Annotated in this window: 17 protein-coding genes and 1 tRNA gene; 11 read left to right on the top strand and 7 right to left on the bottom strand. The window is 67.7% G+C overall.

Translation table 11 applies throughout. From position 1 onward, the window contains the following. Window positions 1-57: 57 nt before the first annotated feature. From AC07NN_RS17235 to atzF, 11 genes are all read left to right on the top strand, one after another. The gene (locus tag AC07NN_RS17235) at window positions 58-1,983 is read left to right on the top strand and encodes a S9 family peptidase (protein ID WP_494643493.1); all 1,926 of its coding nucleotides are present in this window, start codon (window positions 58-60) and stop codon (window positions 1,981-1,983) included. Between the two features lie 183 nt (window positions 1,984-2,166). Beyond that, on the top strand, window positions 2,167-2,538 hold the full coding sequence (locus AC07NN_RS17230) for a VOC family protein (RefSeq protein WP_494643488.1): 372 nt from the start codon (window positions 2,167-2,169) through the stop codon (window positions 2,536-2,538). Between the two features lie 216 nt (window positions 2,539-2,754). Beyond that, window positions 2,755-3,915, top strand: a complete 1,161-nt coding sequence (gene recF / locus AC07NN_RS17225; protein WP_494643484.1) for a DNA replication/repair protein RecF — start codon at window positions 2,755-2,757, stop codon at window positions 3,913-3,915. 13 nt (window positions 3,916-3,928) lie between these two features. Beyond that, on the top strand, window positions 3,929-6,391 hold the full coding sequence (gene gyrB, locus AC07NN_RS17220; protein ID WP_494643479.1) for a DNA topoisomerase (ATP-hydrolyzing) subunit B: 2,463 nt from the start codon (window positions 3,929-3,931) through the stop codon (window positions 6,389-6,391). A gap of 121 nt (window positions 6,392-6,512) precedes the next feature. After that, complete coding sequence (locus AC07NN_RS17215; RefSeq protein ID WP_494644027.1) at window positions 6,513-7,655, top strand: methyl-accepting chemotaxis protein; 1,143 nt, start codon at window positions 6,513-6,515, stop codon at window positions 7,653-7,655. Window positions 7,656-8,010: 355 nt separating this feature from the next. Next, the gene (locus AC07NN_RS17210; protein WP_494643474.1) at window positions 8,011-10,821 is read left to right on the top strand and encodes a Calx-beta domain-containing protein; all 2,811 of its coding nucleotides are present in this window, start codon (window positions 8,011-8,013) and stop codon (window positions 10,819-10,821) included. Window positions 10,822-10,971: 150 nt separating this feature from the next. Further along, window positions 10,972-11,445 carry a CopG family ribbon-helix-helix protein gene (locus AC07NN_RS17205; protein ID WP_494643470.1) on the top strand — a complete coding sequence of 158 codons (474 nt, stop codon included), beginning with the start codon at window positions 10,972-10,974 and terminating at the stop codon, window positions 11,443-11,445. Next, window positions 11,442-12,281 (top strand): urea amidolyase associated protein UAAP1, encoded by an 840-nt coding sequence (locus tag AC07NN_RS17200; RefSeq protein WP_494643467.1) that lies wholly within the window; start codon window positions 11,442-11,444, stop codon window positions 12,279-12,281. The genes AC07NN_RS17205 and AC07NN_RS17200 overlap by 4 nt, the downstream gene beginning before the upstream one ends. Window positions 12,282-12,290: 9 nt before the next feature. Beyond that, on the top strand, window positions 12,291-12,917 hold the full coding sequence (locus AC07NN_RS17195; RefSeq protein ID WP_494643464.1) for an urea amidolyase associated protein UAAP2: 627 nt from the start codon (window positions 12,291-12,293) through the stop codon (window positions 12,915-12,917). 10 nt (window positions 12,918-12,927) lie between these two features. Continuing rightward, window positions 12,928-16,551, top strand: a complete 3,624-nt coding sequence (gene uca, locus AC07NN_RS17190; protein WP_494643462.1) for an urea carboxylase — start codon at window positions 12,928-12,930, stop codon at window positions 16,549-16,551. Continuing rightward, a complete protein-coding gene (atzF, locus tag AC07NN_RS17185; RefSeq protein WP_494643460.1) occupies window positions 16,548-18,326 on the top strand; it encodes an allophanate hydrolase in 1,779 nt (592 codons plus the stop codon). The genes uca and atzF overlap by 4 nt, the downstream gene beginning before the upstream one ends. 106 nt (window positions 18,327-18,432) lie before the next feature. Here atzF and AC07NN_RS17180 read toward each other — a convergent pair whose 3' ends face one another. The 7 genes from AC07NN_RS17180 to AC07NN_RS17150 form a co-directional block, all read right to left on the bottom strand. After that, window positions 18,433-19,209, bottom strand: coding sequence for an ABC transporter ATP-binding protein (locus AC07NN_RS17180; protein ID WP_494643458.1), 777 nt, complete (start codon window positions 19,207-19,209; stop codon window positions 18,433-18,435). After that, window positions 19,209-20,024 (bottom strand): ABC transporter permease, encoded by an 816-nt coding sequence (locus tag AC07NN_RS17175; protein WP_494643456.1) that lies wholly within the window; start codon window positions 20,022-20,024, stop codon window positions 19,209-19,211. Before AC07NN_RS17175 ends, AC07NN_RS17180 begins: the two co-directional genes overlap by 1 nt. 64 nt (window positions 20,025-20,088) lie before the next feature. Continuing rightward, the gene (locus AC07NN_RS17170) at window positions 20,089-21,201 is read right to left on the bottom strand and encodes a putative urea ABC transporter substrate-binding protein (protein WP_494643454.1); all 1,113 of its coding nucleotides are present in this window, start codon (window positions 21,199-21,201) and stop codon (window positions 20,089-20,091) included. Window positions 21,202-21,678: 477 nt separating this feature from the next. Beyond that, window positions 21,679-21,755: transfer RNA gene (locus AC07NN_RS17165), tRNA-Arg, on the bottom strand. A 79-nt stretch (window positions 21,756-21,834) separates the two neighbouring features. Beyond that, a complete protein-coding gene (locus AC07NN_RS17160; protein WP_494643452.1) occupies window positions 21,835-23,157 on the bottom strand; it encodes an NCS2 family permease in 1,323 nt (440 codons plus the stop codon). Between the two features lie 113 nt (window positions 23,158-23,270). After that, window positions 23,271-23,702 (bottom strand): hypothetical protein, encoded by a 432-nt coding sequence (locus AC07NN_RS17155; protein ID WP_494643450.1) that lies wholly within the window; start codon window positions 23,700-23,702, stop codon window positions 23,271-23,273. Between the two features lie 7 nt (window positions 23,703-23,709). Further along, window positions 23,710-24,672, bottom strand: a complete 963-nt coding sequence (locus AC07NN_RS17150; RefSeq protein ID WP_494643448.1) for an ABC transporter ATP-binding protein — start codon at window positions 24,670-24,672, stop codon at window positions 23,710-23,712. Window positions 24,673-24,716: the final 44 nt, after the last annotated feature.

Here is a 24,716-nt window from a genome sequence, read left to right as displayed (position 1 = left end):
TTGGAAAACTAATAAACGGGCGCTTTCGAGCGCCCGTTTTGGTTTCGAGGTCCTGTCATGAAGAAGTTGCTCGCCGCTTCGGTCGCCGTCCTGGCGCTGGCCGCCGCCGTTCCCGCGCTGGCTCAAGTCGAGCGCCGCGAGATGGGCAACCAGATCCTCGAGAACGTGCCGATCGCGCCTGCCTCGATCCGGGAGAGCCTGGCCAAGTATCAGAACGCCCGCTCAGCGGTCTTCGACGACTGGGCGCCGGGTGGCGGCATGGTGATCACCACGCGCTTCGGCAACACCAACCAACTGCATACGGTCGCTTCGCCCGGCGCGGACCGCAGCCAGATCACCTTCTACGACGAGCCGGTCGGCTCGGCCCAGACCCTGCCGAACGGCCAGATCCTGTTCTCCAAGGACACCGGCGGCGACGAGTGGTTCCAGCTGTTCCTGCGTGACGCCGACGGCAAGACCACGCAGATCACTGAGACCGGCACGCGCAATCAGTCGCCGGCCTGGTCCAAGGACGCCTCGGTCCTGGTCTGGTCGCGGGCGACCAAGGGCTCGGCCAATTACGACGTGCTGATGCGCGATGCGTCCGGCGCGGTGAAGGTCATCTACAAGGGCGAGGGTCAGGTCGGGCCGGTGGCGGTGTCGCCGGACGGCAAGACCGTGCTGCTGGGCCGCTACTTCTCGATCAACGACAGCAAGCGCTGGCTGCTGGACGTGGCCAGCGGCAAGCTGACCGAGCTCAATCCCGGCAAGACTTCGGTCGCCTACAGTGGCGGCAAGTTCACGCCTGACGGCCGGTCGATCCTGATGCTGTCCGACGAGGGCTCGGACTTCGCCCGCCTCGTGCAGTTCGACCTGGCCACCGGCGCCAAGGTCAATGTCTCGGGCGAACTGGCGTGGGATGTCGAGGACTTCGCCCTGTCCGGCGACGGTCGGATTCTCGCTTATGTGGTCAACGAGGACGGCTATTCGAAGCTGGTGGTGCGCGATTTCCGCACCCGCCGCGCCCTGCCGCAGCCCAAGCTGCCGATGGGCGTGGTGTCGGGCATCGCCTTGTCGCCGGACGGCTCGAAACTGGGCTTCAGCCTGGCCACGCCGACCGCCGTCAGCGACGCCTGGAGCTGGGGCGTCACCGACGCCAAGCTGGAACGCTGGACGGCCTCGGAGCTGGGCGGCCTGGACGCCAAGACGCTCGCGACGCCTGATCTGGTCCGCTACCCCTCGTTCGACAAGCGCACCATCCCGGCTTTCGTCTATCGGCCCAAGCTCGCGGCAGGTCAGAAGGCGCCCGTGATCATCGACATCCACGGTGGGCCGGAAGGTCAGTCGCGGCCGACCTTTAGCGCCTTCCACCAGCACACTGTGGCCGAGCTGGGCGCGGCGGTGATCGTCACCAACGTCCGGGGCTCGACCGGCTACGGCAAGACCTACCTGAACCTCGACAACGCCGAAAAGCGCGAGGACTCGGTCAAGGACATCGGCGCGCTGCTGGACTGGATCAAGACCCAGCCCGACCTCGATCCGAACCGGGTGGTGGTCTACGGCCAGTCGTACGGTGGCTACATGTCGCTGGCGGTGATGACCCGCTATTCCGACCGCATGGCCGCCGGGATCGAGCGCTACGGGATCAGCAACTTCGTCTCGTTCCTGCAGAACACCGAGGCCTATCGCCGCGATCTGCGCCGCGCCGAGTATGGCGACGAGCGCGATCCGAAGATGCTGAAGGCCTTCGAGACGATCTCGCCGATGAACAACGTCAAGGCCATTACCAAGCCGATGCTGGTCATGCAGGGCTGGAACGACCCGCGCGTGCCGAAGTCGGAGTCCGACCAGGTCGTCGCCAAGCTGCGCGAACAGGGCGTCGAGACCTGGTACGTGCAGTTCAAGGACGAGGGCCACGGCTTCCTGAAGAAGGCGAACAACGACCGCCGCCGCGAGGTCGAGACCCAGTTCCTGCAAAAGGTGCTGGGGCTGGGTGGGAAGTAGCGCCTGACGAAACCTCTTCCTTCGACAGGCTCAGGATGAGGTTTCTCTTTCAGTGCGGCGTAAAATTCGTCCTCACCCTGAGCCTGTCGAAGGGCGAGGACGGCTACGCCTGACGTTAGGGTCATATTGCGGATGCTCATAAGGGCGCTACAGTCCGTTTCGTAAAAAAACGGGAGGTGGCCCATGGCCAAGGTGAACTACGTGACGGTCGGCTCGAACGACCTGGCGAAGGCGCGGGAATTCTACGACGCCTTGCTCGCGACGATTGGCTTCAAGCCGCTGTTCGACCATCCCTCGGGCGGGCGGCTGTACCGCAGCGAAGGCAGCATGTTCGGGGTGTTGGGCCCGTACGACGGCAATCCGGCCTGCGTCGGCAACGGCATGATGGGCGGCTTCGCCTTCGACACGGTCGAGGAGGTCGACGCCTTCCACGCCAAGGCCATCGAACTGGGCGCCACCGACGAGGGCGCGCCGGGCGCGCGGATGCCCAAGGCCTATTTCGCCTATTTCCGCGACCTGGATGGCAACAAGCTCTGTGGCTACAAGATCGGCTAAGTCCCCTCGGGTGTTGGATTCTTAATTCGAGTCCACGTTCCAGCTTTGCCATGGTGTGGCCACAGTAGCTGAGGCAACTTGGACCTCGGCGGGGCCTACATGTCGCGCAAGTCTCTGGAGGGCCATTCCGAGGCGGGACCCGCTCCAAGCGTCCTCATGGAGCGGGTGTCTCGGGTTAGTATAGCCCACGCGCCCGACACCCCTTAAGAACGCCCCATGGCGTCGGCCGCACTGCTTTCCCTGACCCTGACGGACTTCCGCTCGTACGAGCGCGCCCGCCTCGAAACCGAGGGGCGCAGCGTCTACCTGTTCGGGGCCAACGGGGCTGGAAAGACCAATCTTCTCGAAGCGATCAGCCTGCTGACCCCCGGCAAGGGCCTGCGCGGCGCCAGCATGGCCGAGGTCGGCCGCCGCCTGCCGGGCGAGGCCGTGGGCCGGGCCTGGGCCGTGGCCGCCGAGGTCGAAGCCGGGGAGGACGCCCCCGTCCGCATCGGCACCGGGGTCGAGCAGGGCGGCGCCGCCCGCCGCACCGTCCGTATCGAAGGCGAGACAGTGCCGCCGGGGCGCCTGGCCGACCATCTGCGCCCCATCTGGCTGACCCCGGCCCAGGATCGCCTGTTCCTGGAGGCCGCCTCCGAGCGCCGCCGGTTCTTCGACCGCCTGGTCTTCGCCGGCGAGCCCTCCCACGCCGCCAACGCCAACGCCTATGACAAGGCCCAGCGCGAGCGGATGCGGCTGCTGACCGATGCGGCCGACAGCGGGGCCGCGCCCGACGCGACCTGGCTGAACGCCCTGGAAGCGCGTCTGGCCGAGTCCGGCGCCCTGATGTCCCAGGCCCGGGCCCGCACCCTCATGGCCCTGCAGGCCGAGATCGACGGGCGCGGCGACCGGCCCTTTCCGATGGCCCGCCTGACCCTGACCGGCGAGTGGGAAAAGCTGGCCCTCGACGAAGTCCCGTTCGCCGAGATCGAGCTGAAACTGGCCTCGGCCCTGGCCGTCGCGCGGCCTCGCGACGGGGCCGCCGGGCGCGCCTTGACCGGCCCTCACCGGGGCGATCTGGCCATCTTCCACGTCGACAAGGACCGTCCGGCGGCGGAATGCTCGACCGGAGAGCAGAAAGCCCTGATTTTGAACCTCGTTTTGGCCCAGGCCGCGCGACTTTCGCGTGCGGAATCCGCGCCGAATCCTATAATATTACTCGACGAAGTCGCCGCGCATCTCGACCTGACCAGGCGAGCCGCATTGGCCGACGAACTCACGGCGCTCAAGCTCCAGGCCTTCCTCACCGGCACGGACGAGTCGCTGTTCGACCATCTCAAGGGTCGGGCATTAGGTGTTCGCGTGTGCGACGCCGGCCTGACCCCAATGGGCGCATAGCTCTGGAAGACGAATGACCGAGAACACCGAAGACCAAGTTCCCGAATCGGCCCCGGAAATGACCACCGAGGAAGCCGCCGCCCAGTACGGCGCGGACTCGATCAAGGTGCTGAAGGGCCTGGACGCCGTCCGCAAGCGCCCCGGCATGTACATCGGCGACACCGATGACGGTTCGGGCCTGCACCACATGGTCTACGAGGTGGTCGACAACGCCATCGACGAGGCCCTGGCCGGTCACGCCACCAAGGTCCAGGTGATCCTGAACGCCGACGGCTCGGTGACGGTCACCGACGACGGTCGCGGCATCCCGACCGACATCCACGAGGGCGAAGGTGTCTCGGCGGCCGAGGTCATCATGACCCAGCTGCACGCCGGCGGTAAGTTCGACCAAAACAGCTACAAGGTCTCCGGCGGCCTGCACGGCGTCGGCGTCTCGGTCGTCAACGCCCTGTCGGACTGGCTGGAGCTGCTGATCCACCGCAACGGCAAGGTCCACCAGATGCGCTTCGAGCGCGGCGACGCGGTGACCTCGCTGAAGGTCACGGGCGACTCGCCGGTGCGCGAGGACGGCCCCAAGGCCGGCGAGCAGCTGTCGGGCACGGAAGTGACCTTCTTCCCGTCGCGCGAAACCTTCGCCTTCATCGAATTCGACCGGAAGACCCTGGAGCACCGCCTGCGCGAGCTGGCGTTCCTGAACTCGGGCGTGACGATCTGGTTCAAGGACCATCGCGACGCCGAGCCGTGGGAAGAGAAGCTGCACTATGACGGCGGCATCGAGGCCTTCGTCCGGCACCTGGACAAGGTCAAGACCCCGCTGCTGAAGGCCCCGATCGTCGTGCGCGGCGTCAAGGACAAGGTCGAGGTCGACCTCGCCATGTGGTGGAATGACAGCTACCACGAGCAGATGCTGTGCTTCACCAACAACATCCCGCAGCGGGATGGCGGCACGCACCTTTCGGCCTTCCGCGCGGCCCTGACCCGCATCATCACCGGCTATGCCGAGAGCTCGGGCATCACCAAGAAGGAAAAGGTCAATGTCGGCGGCGAAGACGCCCGCGAAGGCCTGACCTGCGTGCTGTCGGTCAAGGTGCCGGACCCCAAGTTCAGCTCGCAGACCAAGGACAAGCTGGTCTCGTCCGAAGTGCGCCCGGCCGTCGAAGGCCTGGTGCAGGAGGGCCTGGCGACCTGGTTCGAGGAGCACCCGAACGAAGCCAAGGCCATCGTGTCCAAGATCGCCGAGGCCGCCGCGGCTCGTGAAGCCGCCCGCAAGGCGCGCGAACTGACCCGCCGCAAGAGCGCGCTGGATATCACCTCGCTGCCCGGCAAGCTGGCCGACTGCTCCGAGCGCGACCCGGCCAAGTCCGAGATCTTCATCGTCGAGGGTGACTCGGCCGGCGGTTCGGCCAAGCAGGCCCGCAATCGCGACAACCAGGCCGTCCTGCCCCTGCGCGGCAAGATCCTGAACGTCGAGCGGGCGCGCTTCGACAAGATGCTGTCGTCCGACCAGATCGGCACGCTGATCACGGCCCTAGGCGCCGGCATCGGCCGCGACGACTTCAACCCGGACAAGGTGCGCTACCACAAGATCGTGCTGATGACCGACGCCGACGTCGACGGCGCCCACATCCGCACCCTGCTGCTGACCTTCTTCTACCGGCAGATGCCGGAGCTGATCGAGCGCGGCTACATCTACATCGCCCAGCCGCCGCTCTACAAAGCCGCCAAGGGCAAATCCTCGCGCTATCTGAAGGACGATAGCGAGATGGACGCCTTCCTGATCGATGAGGGCGTCGACGGGGCCGAGCTGGACCTGCCGTCGGGCGAGCGCCGCACCGGCCAGGACCTGCTAGCCCTGGTGCAGCTGTGCCGCCAGGCTAAGGGCAATATCGACCGTCTGGCCGCCCGCGCGCCGTCGTTCGCCGTCGAGCAATCGGCCCTGGCCGGCCTGTTCGGCGACAAGCCGGACATCGCGGCCGCCTCGGCGCGCCTGGATCTCTACGCCGAGGAAGGCGACGGTCCGTGGACCGGCGAGCGCGGCGACACCGCCTATGTGTTCAAGCGCATCCGCCGTGGCGTGACCGAGAGCGTGGTGCTGGACGATGGCCTGCTGCACGCCGCCGACGCTCGTCGTCTGGCCGAGCGGGCCGGCAGCCTGGCCGAGATCTTCTCCGGCCGCGCGGTGTTCCGCCGTAAAGACAAGTCGACCACCGTCCGTGGTCCGATGGACCTCGTGGCCGCCGTGATGGAAGCGGGTCGCAAGGGCCTGACCATCCAGCGCTACAAGGGCCTGGGCGAGATGAATCCCGACCAGCTGTGGGAGACCACACTGGATGTGGAGGCTCGCACGCTTCTGCAAGTGCGGGTGAATCATGCCGACGACGCCGACGAGATGTTCAGCCGCCTGATGGGCGATCTGGTCGAGCCGCGTCGCGAGTTCATCCAGGAAAACGCCCTGGATGCGGAGGTCGACGTCTAGAACAGCGTTCTCTTCGCTGAATTGTTGAGCGCCGGGCGCCCGTTTCTCGGGCGTTCCGGCGCTTTTTCTTTGTCGGCCAGCCTACAGACTTGGCGGTGACCTGCGCTGTCATCGCGCGAGCCTGACGAGGGCGTCATCTTGCGTGGGTCGAGCCGATTCGCTCGAAAAGTTGCGTGGGGGCGCCTTCTCGATGGACCAGGACGCAAGCCTGCGCCCGGAACGGATCCTGGACCTGTCCGAGCGACTGTCCAGCGTGGCCGGGGCCAAGATCGGCGAGATCGCGCGCGTGAACCGCGCCGCCAAGATGCTGTCGATCAACGCCCTGATCGTCGCCGCCCGCGCGGGCGAGGCCGGCAAGGGCTTCGCCATCGTCGCCGAGGAGTTCAAGAAGATCTCCACCGAGATCGACGCCGTGGCCGCCGCGCTGGAGAGCCAGGTGCGCGCCGACCTCGACGAGCTGACCGCCATCGGCGGGGCGATCCTGGGCCACATGCGCGGCCAGCGCCTGGCGGACCTGGCGCTCAACGCCATCGAGATCGTCGACCGCAATCTCTATGAGCGCACCTGCGACGTGCGCTGGTGGGCGACGGACTCGGCGGTGGTCGCCTGCCTGGCCGAGGCCGACGACAAGGCCGTCCGCCGCTACGCCAGCGAGCGGCTGGGCGTGATCCTGGACGCCTACACCGTCTATCTCGACCTGTGGATCTGCGACGCCAAGGGGCGCGTGGTCGCCAATGGTCGGCCGGGACGCTACCCGAACGTGATCGGCCGCTCGGTGGCCGACGCGCGCTGGTTCCAGGACGGTATGCGCACCGCCACCGGCGACGACTTCGTGGCCTGCGACATTGAACGCAGCGGCGCGCTGGGCGACGCGCCCGTCGCCACCTACGCCACCGCCATCCGCGCCGGTGGCCAGGCCAAGGGCGAGGCGCTGGGCGTGCTCGGCGTCCATTTCGACTGGAGGCCCCAGGCCCAGGCGGTTGTCGACGGCGTGCGCCTGACACCCGAGGAGCGCGAACGCTCGCGGGTCATGCTGCTGGACCAGAGAGGCCGCGTCCTGGCCTCGTCCGACGGCCTGGGCGTCCTGACCGAGACCTTCCCGCTGGACACCACCGGCGGCGCGATGGGCAGCTACGCCGACGGCGACATCACCGTCGGCTATGCCCTGACCCCGGGCTACGAGACCTATCAGGGCCTGGGCTGGTACGGCTGCCTGGTCCAGCGACGCGAGGCGCAGGCCGGCAAGGCGGTCGCGGCGGCGTAGGGCGGTAGCCCGGCTTAGCCTCCCAACCTGCGTCCTGGCCTGATCGTGCGCCGGCTTGCGCAATGATGCGCCCCGCCCAGCGCAGCCGGGTGCGGACCGAGGGTGGCGATCTCTCTCCCTGTCCTGCTTGGGCGCATCTCGTACTTGGGGAAGGTAAAGTCGCCTTCGCCTCAAGGTCGAGCTTGACCGTTCTCGATTCGCACGCTTGAGTTGCGAGTGGGGGGCGAATGCAGAGCGTGCAGGCGAGCGGTAAGCGCCGTCTCCGTCAGTCGTTGCAAAATTCTCACAGTGAATTGGTAGGAATCCAAAGAATCTCGGATGTAGCGGATTAATGTCCTGATGCGCGGAGGGCGCTATGCCACAGCTGAATACCAACAATATCAGTTTCACTGAGGGTAATAGCGGCACATCAAAGGCAAGCTTTACGCTTACGCTGGACAGTTCGCCGACAACGCCGCAGACATATTACTACTACATCGTTGATGGAAGCGCCGCAGACAACGTCGACTACTACGGATTCTATGACAGCATTACGTTCAACCCAGGGCAGACTTCGGCGACCGTCAGCTTCAACTACAATGGCGATACCGCCATTGAAGCCAACGAGACGGTTCAGCTCGTCATTTTTGGTGGCGCAAACGCGCAACTCGCGGGCGGCGCCGCGGCCCTGCTCGCCACGGCCACGATCCTGAACGACGACGGAGGCGCCCCTTCGGGCGGATCGACGGCCGCCGCCCAGCAAATCTTCGGCCCCGCTTCCGCTTCCTCGGTCTTTCCAACGCTGTCCGTGCGCAACGTTGCGATGATCGAGGCTAATTCGAGCAGCACGGCTTTGGTGTTCCTGGTGACGTTGGACAAGGTCGCCACCGCGCCGGTCACGTTCCGCTATTATACCCAGGACGGTTCCGCGCGCGCGAACAACAGCGCGGACTACAGTGGCGACTTCGGGACGATCACCATCAATCCGGGCACGCAGAGCGTGCGGATCACCGTCAGTGTCTACGGCGACACCCTGATCGAGCCGAACGAGACGATGCAGCTCGTTCTGTACGATATTTCCAATGGCGTCTTCGCGGGCGGCGCTCCGGCATTGCTGGCCACCGGTACGATCCTGGACAACGACGGCGGTGCGTTGAGCGGAACCGGCGGCATCGGGAGCGAAGCCGTTGGTCTGGCGACGAGCGCGGCCATTTCCGCGACGATTCCGACAATTTCCGTCCGCGATGTTTCGGTGATCGAAGGCAACACCGGCTCCCAATTCGGGCGCTTCCTGATCACGCTGGACCGTCCGGCCACCGCGGACGTGACCGTGCGCTACTGGTTCGCGGATGGCTCGGCGGCGGAGGGCGTCGACTACCAACAGGATAGCGGAACCGCGACGATCAAGGCCGGCTCCAGCAGCACGGCTGTTCCGTTCTACTACTACGGCGACGGGCGGATCGAGCCGAACGAGACCTTCCAGCTTGTTCTCACGGCTCCGACCAACGCCGTGCTCGCCAACAATGCCCCGGCCCTGACCGCGACGGCGACGATCCTGGACGACGATGGCGGGGCGGTCTCCGGGACAGGCGGGGTCGGGAATCTGGGCCTGCCCGCCTACACGCCACCGACCGCGTCATCGACGCTGCCGACGCTGACGGTTTCGAACGCCGCGATCAACGAGGGCGCAAGCGGCTGGCACTACAGTCGCTTCGTGGTCACCCTGGACCGGGCCCCCACGGCGGCGGTCACGTTTAGCTACGCCTTCTTCGACGGTACGGCGTCGAGCAGAAGGGGCGACTTCGACTCCGACTCCGGCACCATCACCATGGCGGCAGGTCAGCGCAGCGCGGTCATTTCGGTCGTTGTCAGTGGCGACACGGCCATCGAGCAGAACGAAACGTTCTACGTGGTGATCAGCGACGTTCAGGGTGCGGTGCTGCCCGGAAAGGCCGCCGCGGTGGTGGCGACGGGGACGATCATCGACGACGACGGCGGGCAGACAACCGGCGCGGGCGGGATCGGCACACCCGCGATGAACGTCTTTGGCCCAACCCATGACGGCGGCGCGACGCCGCTCATTCGGGTCGTGGGGGCTGGCTTCAACGAGGGTAATTCGTCCTGGGGCACGAGCGGCGTCTACGTACTGCTGTCCCAGCCGGCGACGACGAACATAACGATCAACTTCACGACCGTCGCGGGCACGGCCGCGGCCGGCGCAGACTTCTATACGCGGAACGGCACGCTCACGATCGCCGCCGGCGAGACGAGCAGCTGGGTCGGCTTCGACGTCATCGGCGACACCCTTATCGAGGGCGACGAGTCGTTCACCGTCTCGTTCACCAATGCCGTGGGTGGTCGCTTCGAAGGCGGCGCGGCCTCGGCCACCGCGACCGTCCTCATCCGCGACGACGACGGCACGGGCACGGCCGGCACGATCAGCGCCGGACCGAACTTCGTGACGACCAGTCCCGTGCTGTCGCTGCCCGCGGAACTGGACTTCGCCGTGCTGAACGTTCTGCGGGCGGACTCGGCCGCCGTCATCAACCGAGGCCTGCACGACACGCTTGCCGCCCGCATCGCCGCCGGGACCCTGACGACGACCCAGGGCATCCAGGAGATCGTCAAGTTCGCGGGCGCTTCGACCTCGGTCGCCACGCTGTCCTACGAGTTCTTCACCGGAAAGATCCCGGGGGCGGCGGGGATCGAGTACCTGGTTTCGCCGATCGGGCCGAACAGCAACAATCTCAACAGCGCCTACTATCAGTCGTTCAACCTGGAGAACCGCTACATCAACTTCGCGGTGAACCTGGGCAAGCTGGGCGAAGGCAGCGCCAAGTTCACGGCCGAGTACGGAACATTGTCGCTGTTCGACGCGACCAAGAAGGCCTATGCGGCGATCTTCGGCGCGGCGCCCACCGACGCCAAGGTGTCGGCCCTGCTCGCGGGCGGTAGAGACCTCTATTTCGCGACCTACGGCGGCGACGGCCCGAACGGCATCGGGACCAAGGCCGCCATGGTTGGATGGCTATTGGCCGAGGCGCAGAAGGCCGAGTTGGGCGTCATGGTGAAATCCAACGCCGCTTGGCTGACGGACCTGTCGGATGGCTTGGCGCCCTTCGCTGTCGATATCCTCGATCCGGCCAAGGGCTACTACAAGACCGACTTCATCTTCGGCGGAGCCTAGGATGCCCCAGGTCGATTCCTGCGCCCTCAATCCGCCAGAGTGCATGCTGCTCAGCGAATAGCCGCGTCGCGCTCATTTCGAGGGCGCCGAACGTGTTGCCCCCTAGTTCGTGTTATTACGAATTGAAAATCCCGTAATAACACGAACTAGGTGCTTCCCATGGATACGTCCTCCACCCTTGCGCGGCTGAGCATCAGTCTGCCGGCCGAGTTGATGACCCAGCTCGACGCCATGGTCGCCGAGCGCGGCCTGCCCAGCCGCTCGCAGATGATCGCCGAGCTGATCCGTCACGAATTGGCCGAGCACAGCGGCGAGCGCCCCGACGCGGTGCTGGCCGGCACCATCACCCTGATCTACCGCGCCGAAAGCGGCCGGGTGCGTCACGCCCTGGCCCAGGCTCAGCTGGGCTATGTGAAAGAGGTGATCTCGGCCCAGAACGTCTTCCTGGAGGACGACCAGGCCATGGAGGTCCTGCTGGTCCAGGGGCCGGCGGAGCGCCTCCAGCAGTTGTGCGACGACCTGCGCAAGGTGCGCGGCGTCCAGCAGATCAAGCTCGTCACCACCACCGCCCTGCTGCCGCCGCTGCACTTCCACGGCGACGAGCCCGACGGAGAGTCTCCTTGAGCGACCCAATCCTAAGTCAAACGGGCACACCCTATGCCGCCCAAGCCCACGCTCGCGCCCAGGCCGGCACGCGCGTTGAGGCCATGCCGACGGTGCCTGCCAGCGCCGCGGTCGACTTGCCGCCGGGCGTCTTGGCTGCCGACGTCGTCTGGGACGAGACCATCGCGCCGGGCGGCTATGCCAGCCGCCAGATCGCCCGAGGCTCGCGCCTGCGCCTGACCGACCTGGCCGGCGACGCCGCCGTCTCGCTGCTGATCTTCAACGCCGAGCGCCCGATCGAGCGCCTCAACATCGCCGATACTCTGAAGGTCCAGTGGAACGGCTATCTCGGCGAAGGTCGCCTGCTGCTGTCCGACATGGGCCGGGTGCTGGCCAGCATCGTCGAGGACGAGGCCGAAACCCACGACGCCTTCTGCGGCGCCTCCAACCAGGCCAGCAACGCCCGCAAGTATGGCGACGGGTTCAACCACGGCGGCCACCCCAACGCCCGTGACCGCTTCTCGCTGGGCGTCGCCAAGTTCGGCCTGGGCCGCAAGGACATCCATCCCTGCCTGAACCTGTTCAAGGAGGTCCGCGTCGGCCAGGGCGGCGAGACGGTGATCGATGTCGGCCCCTATGCGCCCGGCCGGTCCCTGACCCTGCGCGCCGAAATGGACCTGATCGTGGTGCTGGCCAACTGCCCGCACGTGCTGGACCCGCGCGAAGCCTATGCCGTGACCCCGGTGCGCGCCACCGCCTGGCGCGGCCCGGTCACGCCGGAAGCCGACCCGATCCGCAATGCGACGCCGGAAGGCCTGCGCGCCTTCCTGAACGTCGAAGACTACTTCTCGCGCTGAGGCCCCGTCATGGCGTTCGATCCCCCGCCCCTGAACACCATCGTCCACGACGAGGTCGTCCCCGCCCGGGCGCCCTGGCTGCGCACGGTCAAGGCCGGCCAGACCCTGCGCATCGTCGACCTGGAGGGTAACCAGGCGGTCGACTTCCTGGCCTACAGCGCTGCCGACGACGCCGAGCGTTACAGCGCCCAGGACACCATCGCCGCCCAGAAGAACATCTTCCTGCGTGAGGGTTCCGTGCTGCTGTCCAACGAGGGCAGCCCGATGATGACGGTGACCGCGACGGCCGTGGCCTATCACGACACCATCGGCGGGGCCTGCTCGTGCGAGAGCAACACCCTGCGCTATGGCCACCACACCAAGAGCCAGCACGCCTGCGTCGAGAACTTCCTGGTCGCCAACGCCATCCAGGGCCGCGGCAAGCGCGACATGGTCAGTAACGTCAACTGGTTCATGAACGTGCCGGTCGAGGCCGACGGGGCCCTGGGGATCGTCGACGGCATCTCCGCGCCGGGCCTCTATGTCGACCTGCGCGCCGAGATGGACGTGGTGGTGGTGGTCTCCAACTGCCCGCAGATCAACAACCCTTGCAACGGCTTCGATCCGACGCCGGTGCGCATGATCATCGCCCAGTAGGACCGCTCTCATGTTCGACAAGGTCCTGATCGCCAATCGCGGCGCCATCGCCTGCCGCATCATCCGTACGCTGCGCGCCATGGGCGTGAAGTCGGTGGCGGTGTTCAGCGACGCCGACGCCGGCTCGCTGCACGTCTCCCTGGCCGACGAGGCCGTGCGCCTGGGCCCCGCGCCTGCCGCCGAGAGCTATCTGCGCGCCGACTTGGTGCTGGCGGCCGCCAAGGCCACAGGCGCCCAGGCGATCCATCCGGGCTATGGCTTCCTCAGCGAGAACGCCGCGTTCGCGGAGGCCTGCGAGAAGGCTGGCGTCGCGTTCATCGGTCCAACGGCCGAGAACATTCGCGCCTTTGGCCTCAAGCACACAGCGCGGGATCTGGCTCAGGCCCACGGCGTGCCGCTGGCGCCCGGCACCGACCTGCTGGTCGATCCGGCGGCGGCGCTGGAGGCGGCGGAGCGCATCGGCTTCCCGGTCATCCTGAAGGCCACGGCCGGCGGCGGCGGCATCGGCATGCGGGTCTGCGAAAACGCCGAAGCCGTCGAGGAGGCCTTCGCGGCCGTCCAGCGTCTGGCGACCGGCAACTTCAGCGACGGCGGCGTCTTCCTGGAGCGCTATGTCCGCAAGGCCCGCCACGTCGAGGTGCAGGTGTTCGGCGACGGCGCTGGCAAGGTGCTGGCCCTGGGCGAGCGCGACTGTTCCCTGCAGCGTCGCAACCAGAAGGTCGTCGAGGAGACCCCTGCCCCCGGCCTACCCGCCGCCACTCGCACAGCCCTGCTGGACGCGGCCGTGCGCCTGGCCCTGGCGGCGAACTACCGCTCGGCAGGCACGGTCGAGTTCCTGTACGACGCCGACCGCGACGACTTCTTCTTCCTGGAGGTCAACACCCGCCTGCAGGTCGAGCACGGCGTGACCGAGCAGGTCACCGGCGTCGACCTGGTCGAGTGGATGGTGCGCGGCGCGGCCGGCGACTTCGCCTTCCTCGATGTCCCGCCGCCCGAGCCCAAGGGCGCGTCGATCCAGGTGCGGCTCTATGCCGAGGATCCGGCCCAGGACTACCGCCCCAGTTCCGGCGTGCTCACGCAGGTGGCCTTCCCGGACGGCGTCCGCGCCGACGGCTGGGTGGTCGACGGGACCGAGGTCAGCGCCTTCTACGACCCGCTGCTGGCCAAGCTGATCGTCACCGCGCCGGATCGCGCGGCGGCCGTCGTCGCCCTCCAACAGGCTCTCGACGACACGCGCCTGGCCGGCATCGAGACCAATCTCGACTGGCTGCGGGCCGTGGTCCGCAGCGAACCGTTCACGACGGGCCAGGTCTCGACCCGCGCCCTGGAGACGGTGACCTGGACGCCCGACACCATCCAGGTGCTGAGCGGCGGCCCCGCCACCACGGTGCAGGATTGGCCCGGCCGCCAGGGCTATTGGGACGTCGGCGTGCCGCCGTCGGGTCCGATGGACGCCTTCGCGTTCCGGCTGGGCAACCGTCTGCTGGGCAATGGCGAGGATGCGGCGGGGCTGGAAATCACGGCCCTCGGCCCGACCTTGAAGTTCAACCGCCCCGCCACCGTGTGCCTGACCGGCGCGCGCTTCGACGCCCGCCTGGACGGCGCGCCGGTCGAGCCGTACGCGCCGCTGACGATCCAGGCCGGCCAGGTGCTGAAGATCGGCCGGGCGGTCGAGGCCGGCCTGCGCGGCTACTTGCTGTTCCACGGCGGCCTGGACGTGCCGGAATATCTGGGCAGCCGCTCGACCTTCACCCTGGGCGGCTTTGGCGGCCACGCGGGCCGCAACCTGACGGCCGGCGATGCTCTGCGGCTGCTGGAGCCCACCGGTACGGTCGCCGCGCCCGCACTTGCGGCGGACCTGCGCCCAGAGACCACCAAGGCCTGGACCATCCGCGTCCTGCCCGGTCCGCATGGCGCGCCGGACTTCTTCACCCCGGCCGATGTCGCCATGATCGGCGGCACGGACTGGAAGGTGCACTACAACTCCAACCGCACCGGCGTGCGTCTGGTCGGACCCAAGCCCGAATGGGCGCGGCGCGATGGCGGCGAGGCTGGGCTGCACCCGTCCAACATCCACGACAACGCCTACGCCATCGGGGCCGTCGACTTCACCGGCGACATGCCGATCATCCTGGGTCCGGACGGCCCGTCGTTAGGCGGCTTCGTCTGTCCGTTCGTGATCATCCAGGCCGACCTCTGGAAGGCCGGCCAGTTGGCGCCCGGCGACACGGTCCGCTTCGCCGTAGTTGACGACGCGACCGCCGCCGCAGCGCTGGACGCGCAAGAAGCCCTGATCGCCGACCTCACGGCCCCGCCTCTCCCCGTCGCACCGCCGGTCGACGAGCAGGCCAGCCCGATCCTTCACGAGCTGCCGCAAGACGGCCATCGCCCGCGCGTGCTCTACCGCCGCCAGGGCGATCAGCACCTGCTGGTCGAGTACGGTCCGATCGTGCTGGACCTGGAGCTGCGGCTGCGCATCCATGCCCTGCTGCTGGACTTGCAGGCCCAGGCGCCTGAGGGCGTCATCGACCTGACGCCGGGCATCCGCTCGCTGCAGGTCCACTATGACAGCCGCCGCCTGACCCAAGCCAAGCTGCTGGAGATCCTGGTCGCCGCCGAGGACCGGCTGGGGGGCCTGGACGACTTCGAGATCCCCTCGCGCGTCGTCCACCTGCCGCTGAGCTGGAAAGACCCGGCGATCTACCAGACCATCGACAAGTACATGCAGGCCGTCCGCGACGACGCGCCCTGGTGCCCGGACAACATCGAGTTCATCCGCCGGGTCAACGGCCTCGACAGTATCGACGACGTCAAGCGCATCGTCTTCGACGCCCGCTATCTCGTGATGGGCCTTGGCGACGTCTATCTCGGCGCGCCGGTGGCCACGCCGGTCGATCCACGCCACCGCCTGGTGACCACCAAGTACAACCCCGCCCGCACCTGGACGCCGCCCAACGTCGTCGGCATTGGCGGCGCCTATATGTGCATCTATGGCATGGAGGGTCCGGGCGGCTATCAGCTGTTCGGGCGTACGATCCAGGTCTGGAATACCTGGCGGCAGACCGAGGCCTTCACCGACGGCAAGCCCTGGCTGCTGCGCTTCTTCGACCAGATCCGCTTCTTCCCGGTCAGCGCCGACGAGCTGACCGAGTGGCGGCGCGACTTCCCGCTGGGCCGTCGTCAGCTCCGCATCGAGGAGGAGACGTTCCGCCTCTCGGACTACCGCAAGATGCTGGCCGAGGACGCCGACAGCATCGCCATCTTCCAGGCCACGCGCCAGGCCGCCTTCGACGCCGAACGCGCCGACTGGGAGGCCAGGGGCGAGTTCGCGCGGGTCGAGGCCCTGTCCGGTGTCGCGGACGCCGAGGAGGAGACCGCCGCCGTCGAGGTCCCGCCCGGCGCGGACCTGATTGAGGCTCCGCTGGGCGGCAATGTCTGGAAGGTGCTGGTCGAACCCGGCCAGCGGGTCGAGGCCGGGGCTGTCATCGCCATCATCGAGGCCATGAAGGCCGAGTGCGACGTCAACACTCCGGTCGCCGGCGTCGTCAGCGCCGTCTACGCCCAGCCTTCGCAATCCATCGCCGCCGGCGCGCCGGTCGTCGCGGTGACCCCGGACCCGGAGGCCGCTGCGTGAGCTTCCAGCGCCTTTCCGTCGAGGCCATCGCCGCGCGCGTGAACGGTGGCGAAAGCGCCGTCGCGGTCGCCCAGGCCGCGCTGGACGCCGTCGTCGAGTACGACCTGATCCAGCCTCAGGCCTGGATCCTGCGCCTGCCCGCCGAGACCGTCCTGGCCCAGGCGCGCACCGTCGACGCCCGCATCGCCGCTGGCGAGACCCTGTCGCTGGCCGGGGTCCCGTTCGCGGTGAAGGACAATATCGACGTCGGTGACTTGCCGACCACCGCCGCCTGCCCGGCCTTCGCCTATACGCCAGGTCGCTCGGCCACCGTCGTCGAGCGCCTCGTCGCGGCCGGCGCCGTGCTGATCGGCAAGACCAATCTCGACCAGTTCGCCACAGGCTTGGTCGGCGCGCGCAGCCCCTACGGCGCGCCGCGTTGCGTGTTCAACCAGGCCTTCGTCAGCGGCGGGTCGAGCTCGGGTTCGGCGGTGGCCGTCGCGGCTGGCCTGGTCGCTTTCTCGCTCGGCACCGACACCGCCGGCTCGGGTCGCGTGCCGGCGGCGTTCAACCACCTGGTCGGCCTCAAGCCCAGCAAGGGGCGCTGGAGCACGCGCGGCCTCGTTCCGGCCTGCCGCTCATTGGACTGCATCAGCGTCTTCGCCGCCGACCTCGCCGGCGCGGCGCGGGTCGACGAAGTGCTGGCCGCCTTCGATCCCGAGGACGACTATTCCCGCCGCGCGCCGGCGACGCCGCATGCATTGTCGATGGACGGCCTGCGCTTCGCGATCCCACGACCCGAGCAGCGTATCTTCCTGGGCGATGCCGAGTCCGAGACCCTCTACGCCGCCGCCATCGCGCGACTGGAAGCGGCCGGCGGCGTCGCCGTCGAGGTCGACATCGCCCCGCTGCTGGACGCGGCCAAGCTGCTCTACAGCGGCCCCTGGGTCGCCGAGCGCACCGCCGCCGTCGAGCCCCTGCTGCGCGCCTCGCCCAGCGCCATAGAGCCGACCGTCCGCGCCATCGTCCAAGGCGGCCTGGCGACCACCGGCGTCGAGACCTTCAAGGGGCTCTACGCCCTGGAAGGGTATCGCCGCGCGGCCGAGGTGATCTGGGACGTCGCGGACGTGCTCTTCCTGCCCACCGCGCCGACCATCTACCGGCTCAAGGAACTCAAGGCCGAGCCGCTGGCGCTGAACGCCAATCTCGGCCTCTACACCAACTTCGTGAACCTGCTGGACCTGTCCGCCCTCGCCGTTCCGGCCGGCTTCCGCGCCGACGGGACGGGCTTCGGCGTGACCATGATCGGCCCCGCCTTCGCCGACCGCGCCCTGCTGGATCTGGCCGAGCACTATCTGGAGAGCTTCCCCATGGCCGACACGCCTCCGCTGGACCTGACGCCCCACAAGCCTGGCGTGAAGCTGGCCGTGGTCGGCGCGCATCTAGGCGGCATGCCGTTGCACTGGCAGCTGACCTCGCGCGAGGCCCGGCTGGTCTCGGCGACCAGGACAGCGCCGGCCTACAAGCTCTACGCCATCGCCAACTCGACCCCGCCGAAGCCGGCCTTGGTGCATGTGGGTGAAGGTGGTTCGTCGATCCTGGTCGAGGTCTACGAACTCGACGTCGAAGCGTTCGGCAGCTTCACGGCTGAAGTGCCTGCGCCCCTGGCTATCGGCACGGTGGCCCTGGAGGACGGAACCTCTGTGAAGGGCTTCGTCGCCGAACCTCGGGCGTTGAATGGCGCGACGGATATCACGGACCTGGGCGGCTGGCGGGCGTACATCGCTACGCTCTAAGGGACCGTCCTCGTCCTTCGACAAGCTCAGGATGAGGACGACTTTTAGCTCGGCGCATCATCGGAAACCTCGCCCTGCGCTTGTCGAAGGGCGAGGTTTCGGCTCCTCAGGCCGCCGGCTTCTCCTGCATCGCCATCACGGCCTCCGGGATCGCGGCCCCCGGCTTGTCCAGCGGGAAGTCGTACACCGCCGTCGCCCCATACCGGTGCGGGGCGTGCGGGTCGCGGCGGCGCTTGTCGAAGGCCAGCACGCGGGTGCCCAGCTTGAAGGCCTCCTTGATGTCGTGGGTGACCATCATGATGGTCAGGCCGTTATCGCGCCAAAGGCCGGTGATCAGCTCGTGCATGTCCAGCCGCACGCCAGGGTCCAGGGCGCCGAACGGCTCGTCCAGCAGCAGGATACGCGGCTTCTTGATCAGGGCCTGGGCGATGGCCAGGCGCTGCTGCATGCCGCCCGACATCTTGGCCGGATAGAGGTCGCCGCTGTCGGACAGGCCCACGGCGGCCAGCATGGCGTCGGCCTCCTCCAGCGCCTTGCGGCGGCGCGCGCCAGAGAGCTTGCCCAGCAAGGGCGAGCCAGCGCAGTCCAGGCCGAACACGACATTGTCGCGGGCCGACAGGTGCGGGAACACCGAGTACTTCTGGAACACCACGCCGCGATCGGGGCCGGGCTCGGCGCGCAGCTTGTCGCCATCCAGGTCGATCGCGCCGCGCGTCGGCCTCTCCTGGCCGATGATCAGCCGCAGAAAGGTGCTCTTGCCCGCTCCAGATGGCCCGACGATCGAGACGAAGCTGCCCGCCTGGATCGACAGGTCGACGTTCTCAAGCACGACCTTGTCGCCGTACTCGACCCAGACGTTGCGGAAGGTCAGCAGGCCGGCCATCAGCGCGCCCTCTCCGGATAGGCCCACGGATAGGCGCGGCGGGCGACCAGCTTCAGCGTCACGTCCATCGCCACCGCCAGGATCGAAATCCAGGCGACGTAGGGCAGGATGATGTCCATCGAGAGGTACCGACGAACCAGGAAGATGCGGTAGCCCAGGCCCGTGTCGGCGGCGATCGCCTCGGCCGAGATCAGGTAGACCCAGGCCGGGCAGAGCGAGAGGCGCAGGCTATCGATCAGGCGCGGCATGGCCTGGGGCAGCGCTACGCGCAGGGCCAGCTGCCAAGTGCTGGAGCCCAGGGTCTGGGCCTTGACCAGCTGCTCCTCGGGAATGGCGGCGACATGGGCGGCGAGGTCGCGGACCATGACCGGCGTCACGCCGATGACGATCAGGGCGATCTTGGCGGTCTCGCCCAGGCCAAAGACGATGAACAGGATCGGGAGTACGGCGATGGGCGGGATCACCGCGATCGCCGCGACCAGCGGCCCGAACTTGGCGCGCAGCAGCGGCAGGAGGCCCAAGCCGAGACCCAGGATCAGACTGATCGCCGTGGCGGCGGCCAGGGCCAGGCCGATACGCTCCAGGCTGGCCAGGGTGTCGACCAGCAGCGGCGCGTGGCCGGTCAGCGGATCGACCTTGGCCATCAGCTGTACGGCCTCGACCATCGCCTGGGGCGTCGGCAACAGCTTGTCGCGCGGGTTCTCGGCGTGGCGGGCCTGCGAGGCCATCAGATAGAGCAGCGCCGCCGCCAGCAGTGGCAGGGTCCCGAGCAGGACCGCGAGACCACCCCGGGGTCTGACGTTCAACAGGCGCATGATGGCTCGTCGCTGAGAGGTGAAGGGCGCGCGCCCCCGCTAGGCGCGGAGACACGCCAGAGGCCTAGAGCTTGCCGTCGGCGGCCATCTGCACATAGGCCGGATCGAAGCGCAGCTTGACGTTCTTCGGATCGCCCAGGGTCTTGCCGCCCGGGAAGCTGATGCCGATGTCGTCGACCGACTTCGCGCCCTGGCCGAACAGGCCCATGCTAAAGCTGAACTTGCGCACGCGGTCATTGGCGACCACGAGGTCGGGGTTGACCGTCGCGGCCAAGGCCGCCTTCGGATCGGCATACAGATAGGTTGTCTTCAGCTGGCCCTCGAAGCTGGCGAGATCAGCACCCGACAGCTTGGCCATCTGCTCGCGCGCGGCCTTGCCTTCCGGCGTCTGGGCCACGGTCAAGGCCATGGTCTCGTACCAGATGCCCGTCAGCGCCTTGCCGAGGTTCGGATTGGCTTTCAGAGCCTCGGTGCTGACCATCAGGCCGTCCAGGATCTCGCCGGGGATCTTGGAGCTGTCGAAGACCTCGGTCGCGCCGGGCGCCTTCTTCACTTCCGACAGCTGCGGATTCCAAGTCACCAGAGCCTTGGTGTCGGCGGCGCCGTAGGCGGCGACGATGTCGGCGTCCGAGGTGTTGATCGTCTTGACGTCGGCCATCTTCAGGCCGGCTGTCTCCAGCGCGCGGGCCAGCAGGTAGTGCGACACCGACAGCTCGACCAGGTTGACGGGGCGGCCCTTCAGGTCGGCCAGGGTCGCGCCGTTCTTCAGGATGACGCCGTCATTGCCGTTGGAATAGTCGCCGATCATCACCACGGTGGTGTCCTTGCCGGCGGCGGCGGGCACGGTCAGGGCGTCCATGTTGGTGGCGGTGACGCCGTCCAGCTTGCCGGCCGAGTACTGGTTCAGCGACTCCACATAGTCGTTGATCTGTACGAGCTCGATCGTCACGCCGTACTTGTCGGCCCACTTCTTCACGATGCCCGACTGCTGGGCGTAGGCCCACGGCATCCAGCCGGCATAGATGGTCCAGCCGATCTTGTATTCGGTCTTGGCCGCGGCCGCCGGCGCCGCGGCGCTTTCGGCCTTGTCGCCGGCCTTCTGACCGCAAGAAGCCAGCGCCAGGCAGGACACCGCCAGGGCGGCGATGAAACGCTTGCGGTTGAACAGGACACTCATCAGCGGCTCCCTCCACGTTCGCTGAGGGCAGGGAGTGACATATTACGAATTGAGGCAATCGTAATACCGACGGCCGACCTGACGATCCTCCCGAATTCGCCGGACTGCTGAAAAAGCAGGCCCCTCCGAGACGCGGCGCCTGAATCCCATGCCTATTCGATTCCCCGCCGCCGCCCTGCCGGTTGAGCATTGCGAAGCGGTGGGACGCGAACATCATCGGAGGACCCCATGGAGGCCCTCATGATCAGCAAGTTCGTGGTGAGTCTGAGCCGGACCCTGTTCGCGTGGCTGGCGGCGCGCGCCGACCGCTATTGGGCCTACTGAAACGCCCGATAAAGACTGTCTATATTTTTATCCGGATAAATAATCCGAATCCTATAGCGAGCCCAAGATCGAGGTTTCGCTTTGGCCCATCCGAACGCAGAGCGCGCCTTCGCAGTGCGTTGGCGACTTTGGTTCAAAGGCTCTTGGGAAGAATGGCGCACCCGACACGATTCGAACGTGTGACCTTTGCCTTCGGAGGGCAACGCTCTATCCAGCTGAGCTACGGGTGCATGCCGCCCTGTCGGGCGAGCGGAAGCGGGTCTTAGCCGAAAGGCGGCCTTCGCGCAAACGGGTTTGGGGCAAACCCGATCACGCCGCTCCCATGTAGATGAACCGCGCCACGAACAGGGCGGCCAGGACGAACAGCAGCCAATCGCCGGGCTTGGCCTGGCCGCGCACCAGCTTCAGGCCGGCATAGGCGGTGATGCCGAACGCCAGGCCGTTGGCGATCGAGAAGGTCAGCGGGATGGCGATGACCGTCAGGAAGGCGGGGATGGCGACGCCGGGGTCCTCCCAGTCGATGTCGGCCAGGGCGCCGACCATCATCGAGCCGACGATGATCAGGGCGGGCGCGGTGGCCGCCGCCGGAATGGCCTGGACCCACGGTGCGAAGAACAGGGTCAGCAGGAACAGCACGCCGACCACGATGGCGGTCAGGCCCGTGCGGCCGCCGGCCGCGACGCCCGAGGCGCTCTCGATATAGCTGACCACCGTCGAGGTGCCGGCCAGCGAGCCGCCGATGGTGGCGATGCTGTCGGCGGTCAGGATGCGGTTGAGGCGCGGGATCGTGCCGTCGGGCTGCACCAGGCCGGCCTTCTTGGTCACCGCGACCAGGGTGCCGACATTGTCGAACAGGTCGACGAACAGGAAGACGAAGATCACCTCGGCGATGGCCATGCCGGCCCCGCCGTTCAGGTGCAGGGCGGCCGGGATGTCCAGCTTGAAGGCGGTGGCCGACAGGGCCGCGAGGCCGTAGTCGCCGGGGACGATCTTGGCCAGGCCCAGGGCCCAGCCGGCGATGGCGGCGACCAGTATGCCGATCAGGATCGCGCCCTTCACCCGCCAGACCATCAGCCCGCCCATGACCATCAGCCCCAGCAGCGCCAGGATCGCCGTCGGCTTGGTCAGGTCGCCCAGAGCGACGGTGGTGGCCGGGTTGGCGACGATGATGCCGGCCTCCTTCAGGCCGATGAAGGCGATGAACAGGCCGATGCCCGCCGCGATGGCCGAGAACAGCGGACGCGGGATGGCGCCGACGATCAGCTGGCGGATGCCGGCGACCGTGAGCACCAGGAAGGCCACGCCCGACAGGAAGACGCAGCCCAGGGCGGTCTCCCACGGCAGGCCCATGCCCTTGACGACGGTGAAGGTGAAATAGGCGTTGAGCCCCATGCCCGGAGCCAGGGCGATCGGGTAGTTGGCGATCAGCCCCATCAGGATCGATCCGAGGCCGGCCGCCAGGCAGGTGGCGGCGGCGACCGCGGCGATCGGCATGCCCGCCTGGCCCAGGATCGCCGGATTGACGATCACGATATAGGCCATGGTCAGGAAGGTGGTGAAGCCGGCCAGCACCTCGGTGCGCACCGAGGTCCCCTGGGCGTTCAGCCCGAACTGCTTCTCCAGGAAACTCATGGTCTGCCCCCCAAACCCGACATCAAGTCCGATGCGAAGCGGGAGTGTTGGCGGGCGAGTCCCGGAAGGCAAGCCTTAGGTGGGCGCCGGCGGTTCGACGCCGCCCGAAGCGCCTAGCGCTTGCGAAAGCGCTTGGCCTCGGCCTCGAGCTTGGACATCCATTCTTCCGGCTCGGTGCTTTCCGGCTGGAAGGGCAGGGTTCCGGCCACGCCGCGCAGGGCCAGCCATAGCGGCGCGGAAAAGTGGCCCAGCACGCGCAACGGCCGGCGCTTGTCGTCGGTGACGTCCCAGCCCTCGGCCTCGAACGCGAGGACCTGCGCGGCCGGCGGCTGGTTCTCGACGTGGTCCCAGCCTGCTGGCCGCTCCACCGCCTCGGCGTCGTCGGTGGTCAGGCCGAATAGGGCCAGCACGCAAGCGTCGATTTCCGGATACTCGGCCCGGGCCTCGGGCTCGGCGAAGTCGCGCTTGAGCAACGCCCGGTACTCCAGGTCGTTGACGCCGGGGAGGTCGATCAGGCGCCGCAGCGCGTCAGGCTTGCTAGTCATGGCAACGCTAGTCCTTGGTGGGATCGGCCGCGTTCGGGTCGCCATAGGTCAGGGCCAGGAAGACGTCTTCCAGGTCCGGGTCCTCGGTGGCGATGTCCTTGATGTGGACGCCGCTGGCGCGCACGGCGGCCAGCACCTGTTCGACGCTCGACTGGCCGGTGCGGTAGCTGACCTGGAACGCGCCGCCCGCCCGCAGCTTGGTGTCGAAGCCGGCCAGGGCCGGGGCGGTCTCGACCGGCGACTCCGGGGTCACGACGACGTTGCGGCTGTCCATGCGGCTGAGCAGCTTGGGCGTCGGCTCGCAGGCCACGACCTCGCCGCGATTGACGATGGCGATCTGGTCGCAGAGCTCCTGAGCCTCTTCCAGATAGTGGGTGGTCAGCACGATGGTGACGCCCAGTTTGTTGAGGCTGGTCACGTACTGCCAGAGCTGGCGGCGCAGCTCGACATCGACGCCGGCGGTCGGCTCGTCGAGGATCAGCACCGGCGGTTGGTGGACCATGGCCTTGGCCACCATCAGGCGGCGCTTCATGCCGCCCGACAGCTGGCGGACATAGGCGTTGGCCTTGTCGCCGAGGCCCAGGGCGTTGAGCAGCTCGTCGGTGCGGCGCTCGTTCTTGGGCACGCCGTAGAAGCCGGCCTGCACCTCCAGCGACTCGCGCGGGGTGAAGAAGACGTCGGCGGCCAGCTCCTGGGGCACCACGCCGATGGCGGCGCGGGCGTCGCGCGGGCGCTGGTCGATGTCGCGGCCCCAGATCCGCACCGTGCCGGAAGACTTCCGAACCAGGCCGGCCAGGATGTTGATGAAGGTCGACTTGCCCGCGCCGTTGGGACCCAGCAGACCGAAGATCGACCCCCGGGGGATCTTCAGGTCGACGCCGTTGAGGGCGCGCTTTTCCGGCGAGGTCTTGGTGCCGGCATAGGTCTTGTAGAGGCCTTCGGCTTCGATGGCGTAGGCGGGCAGGTCCATGAACATTCCAGAGAGAGATGGGCCAGATAGATAGGCGACAACGC

This window comes from Caulobacter sp. GW821-FHT09H08 (genome assembly GCF_059415885.1).
The sequence above is the reverse complement of the archived record's forward strand: the minus strand, read 5'-3'. Positions and strand labels throughout refer to the sequence as shown.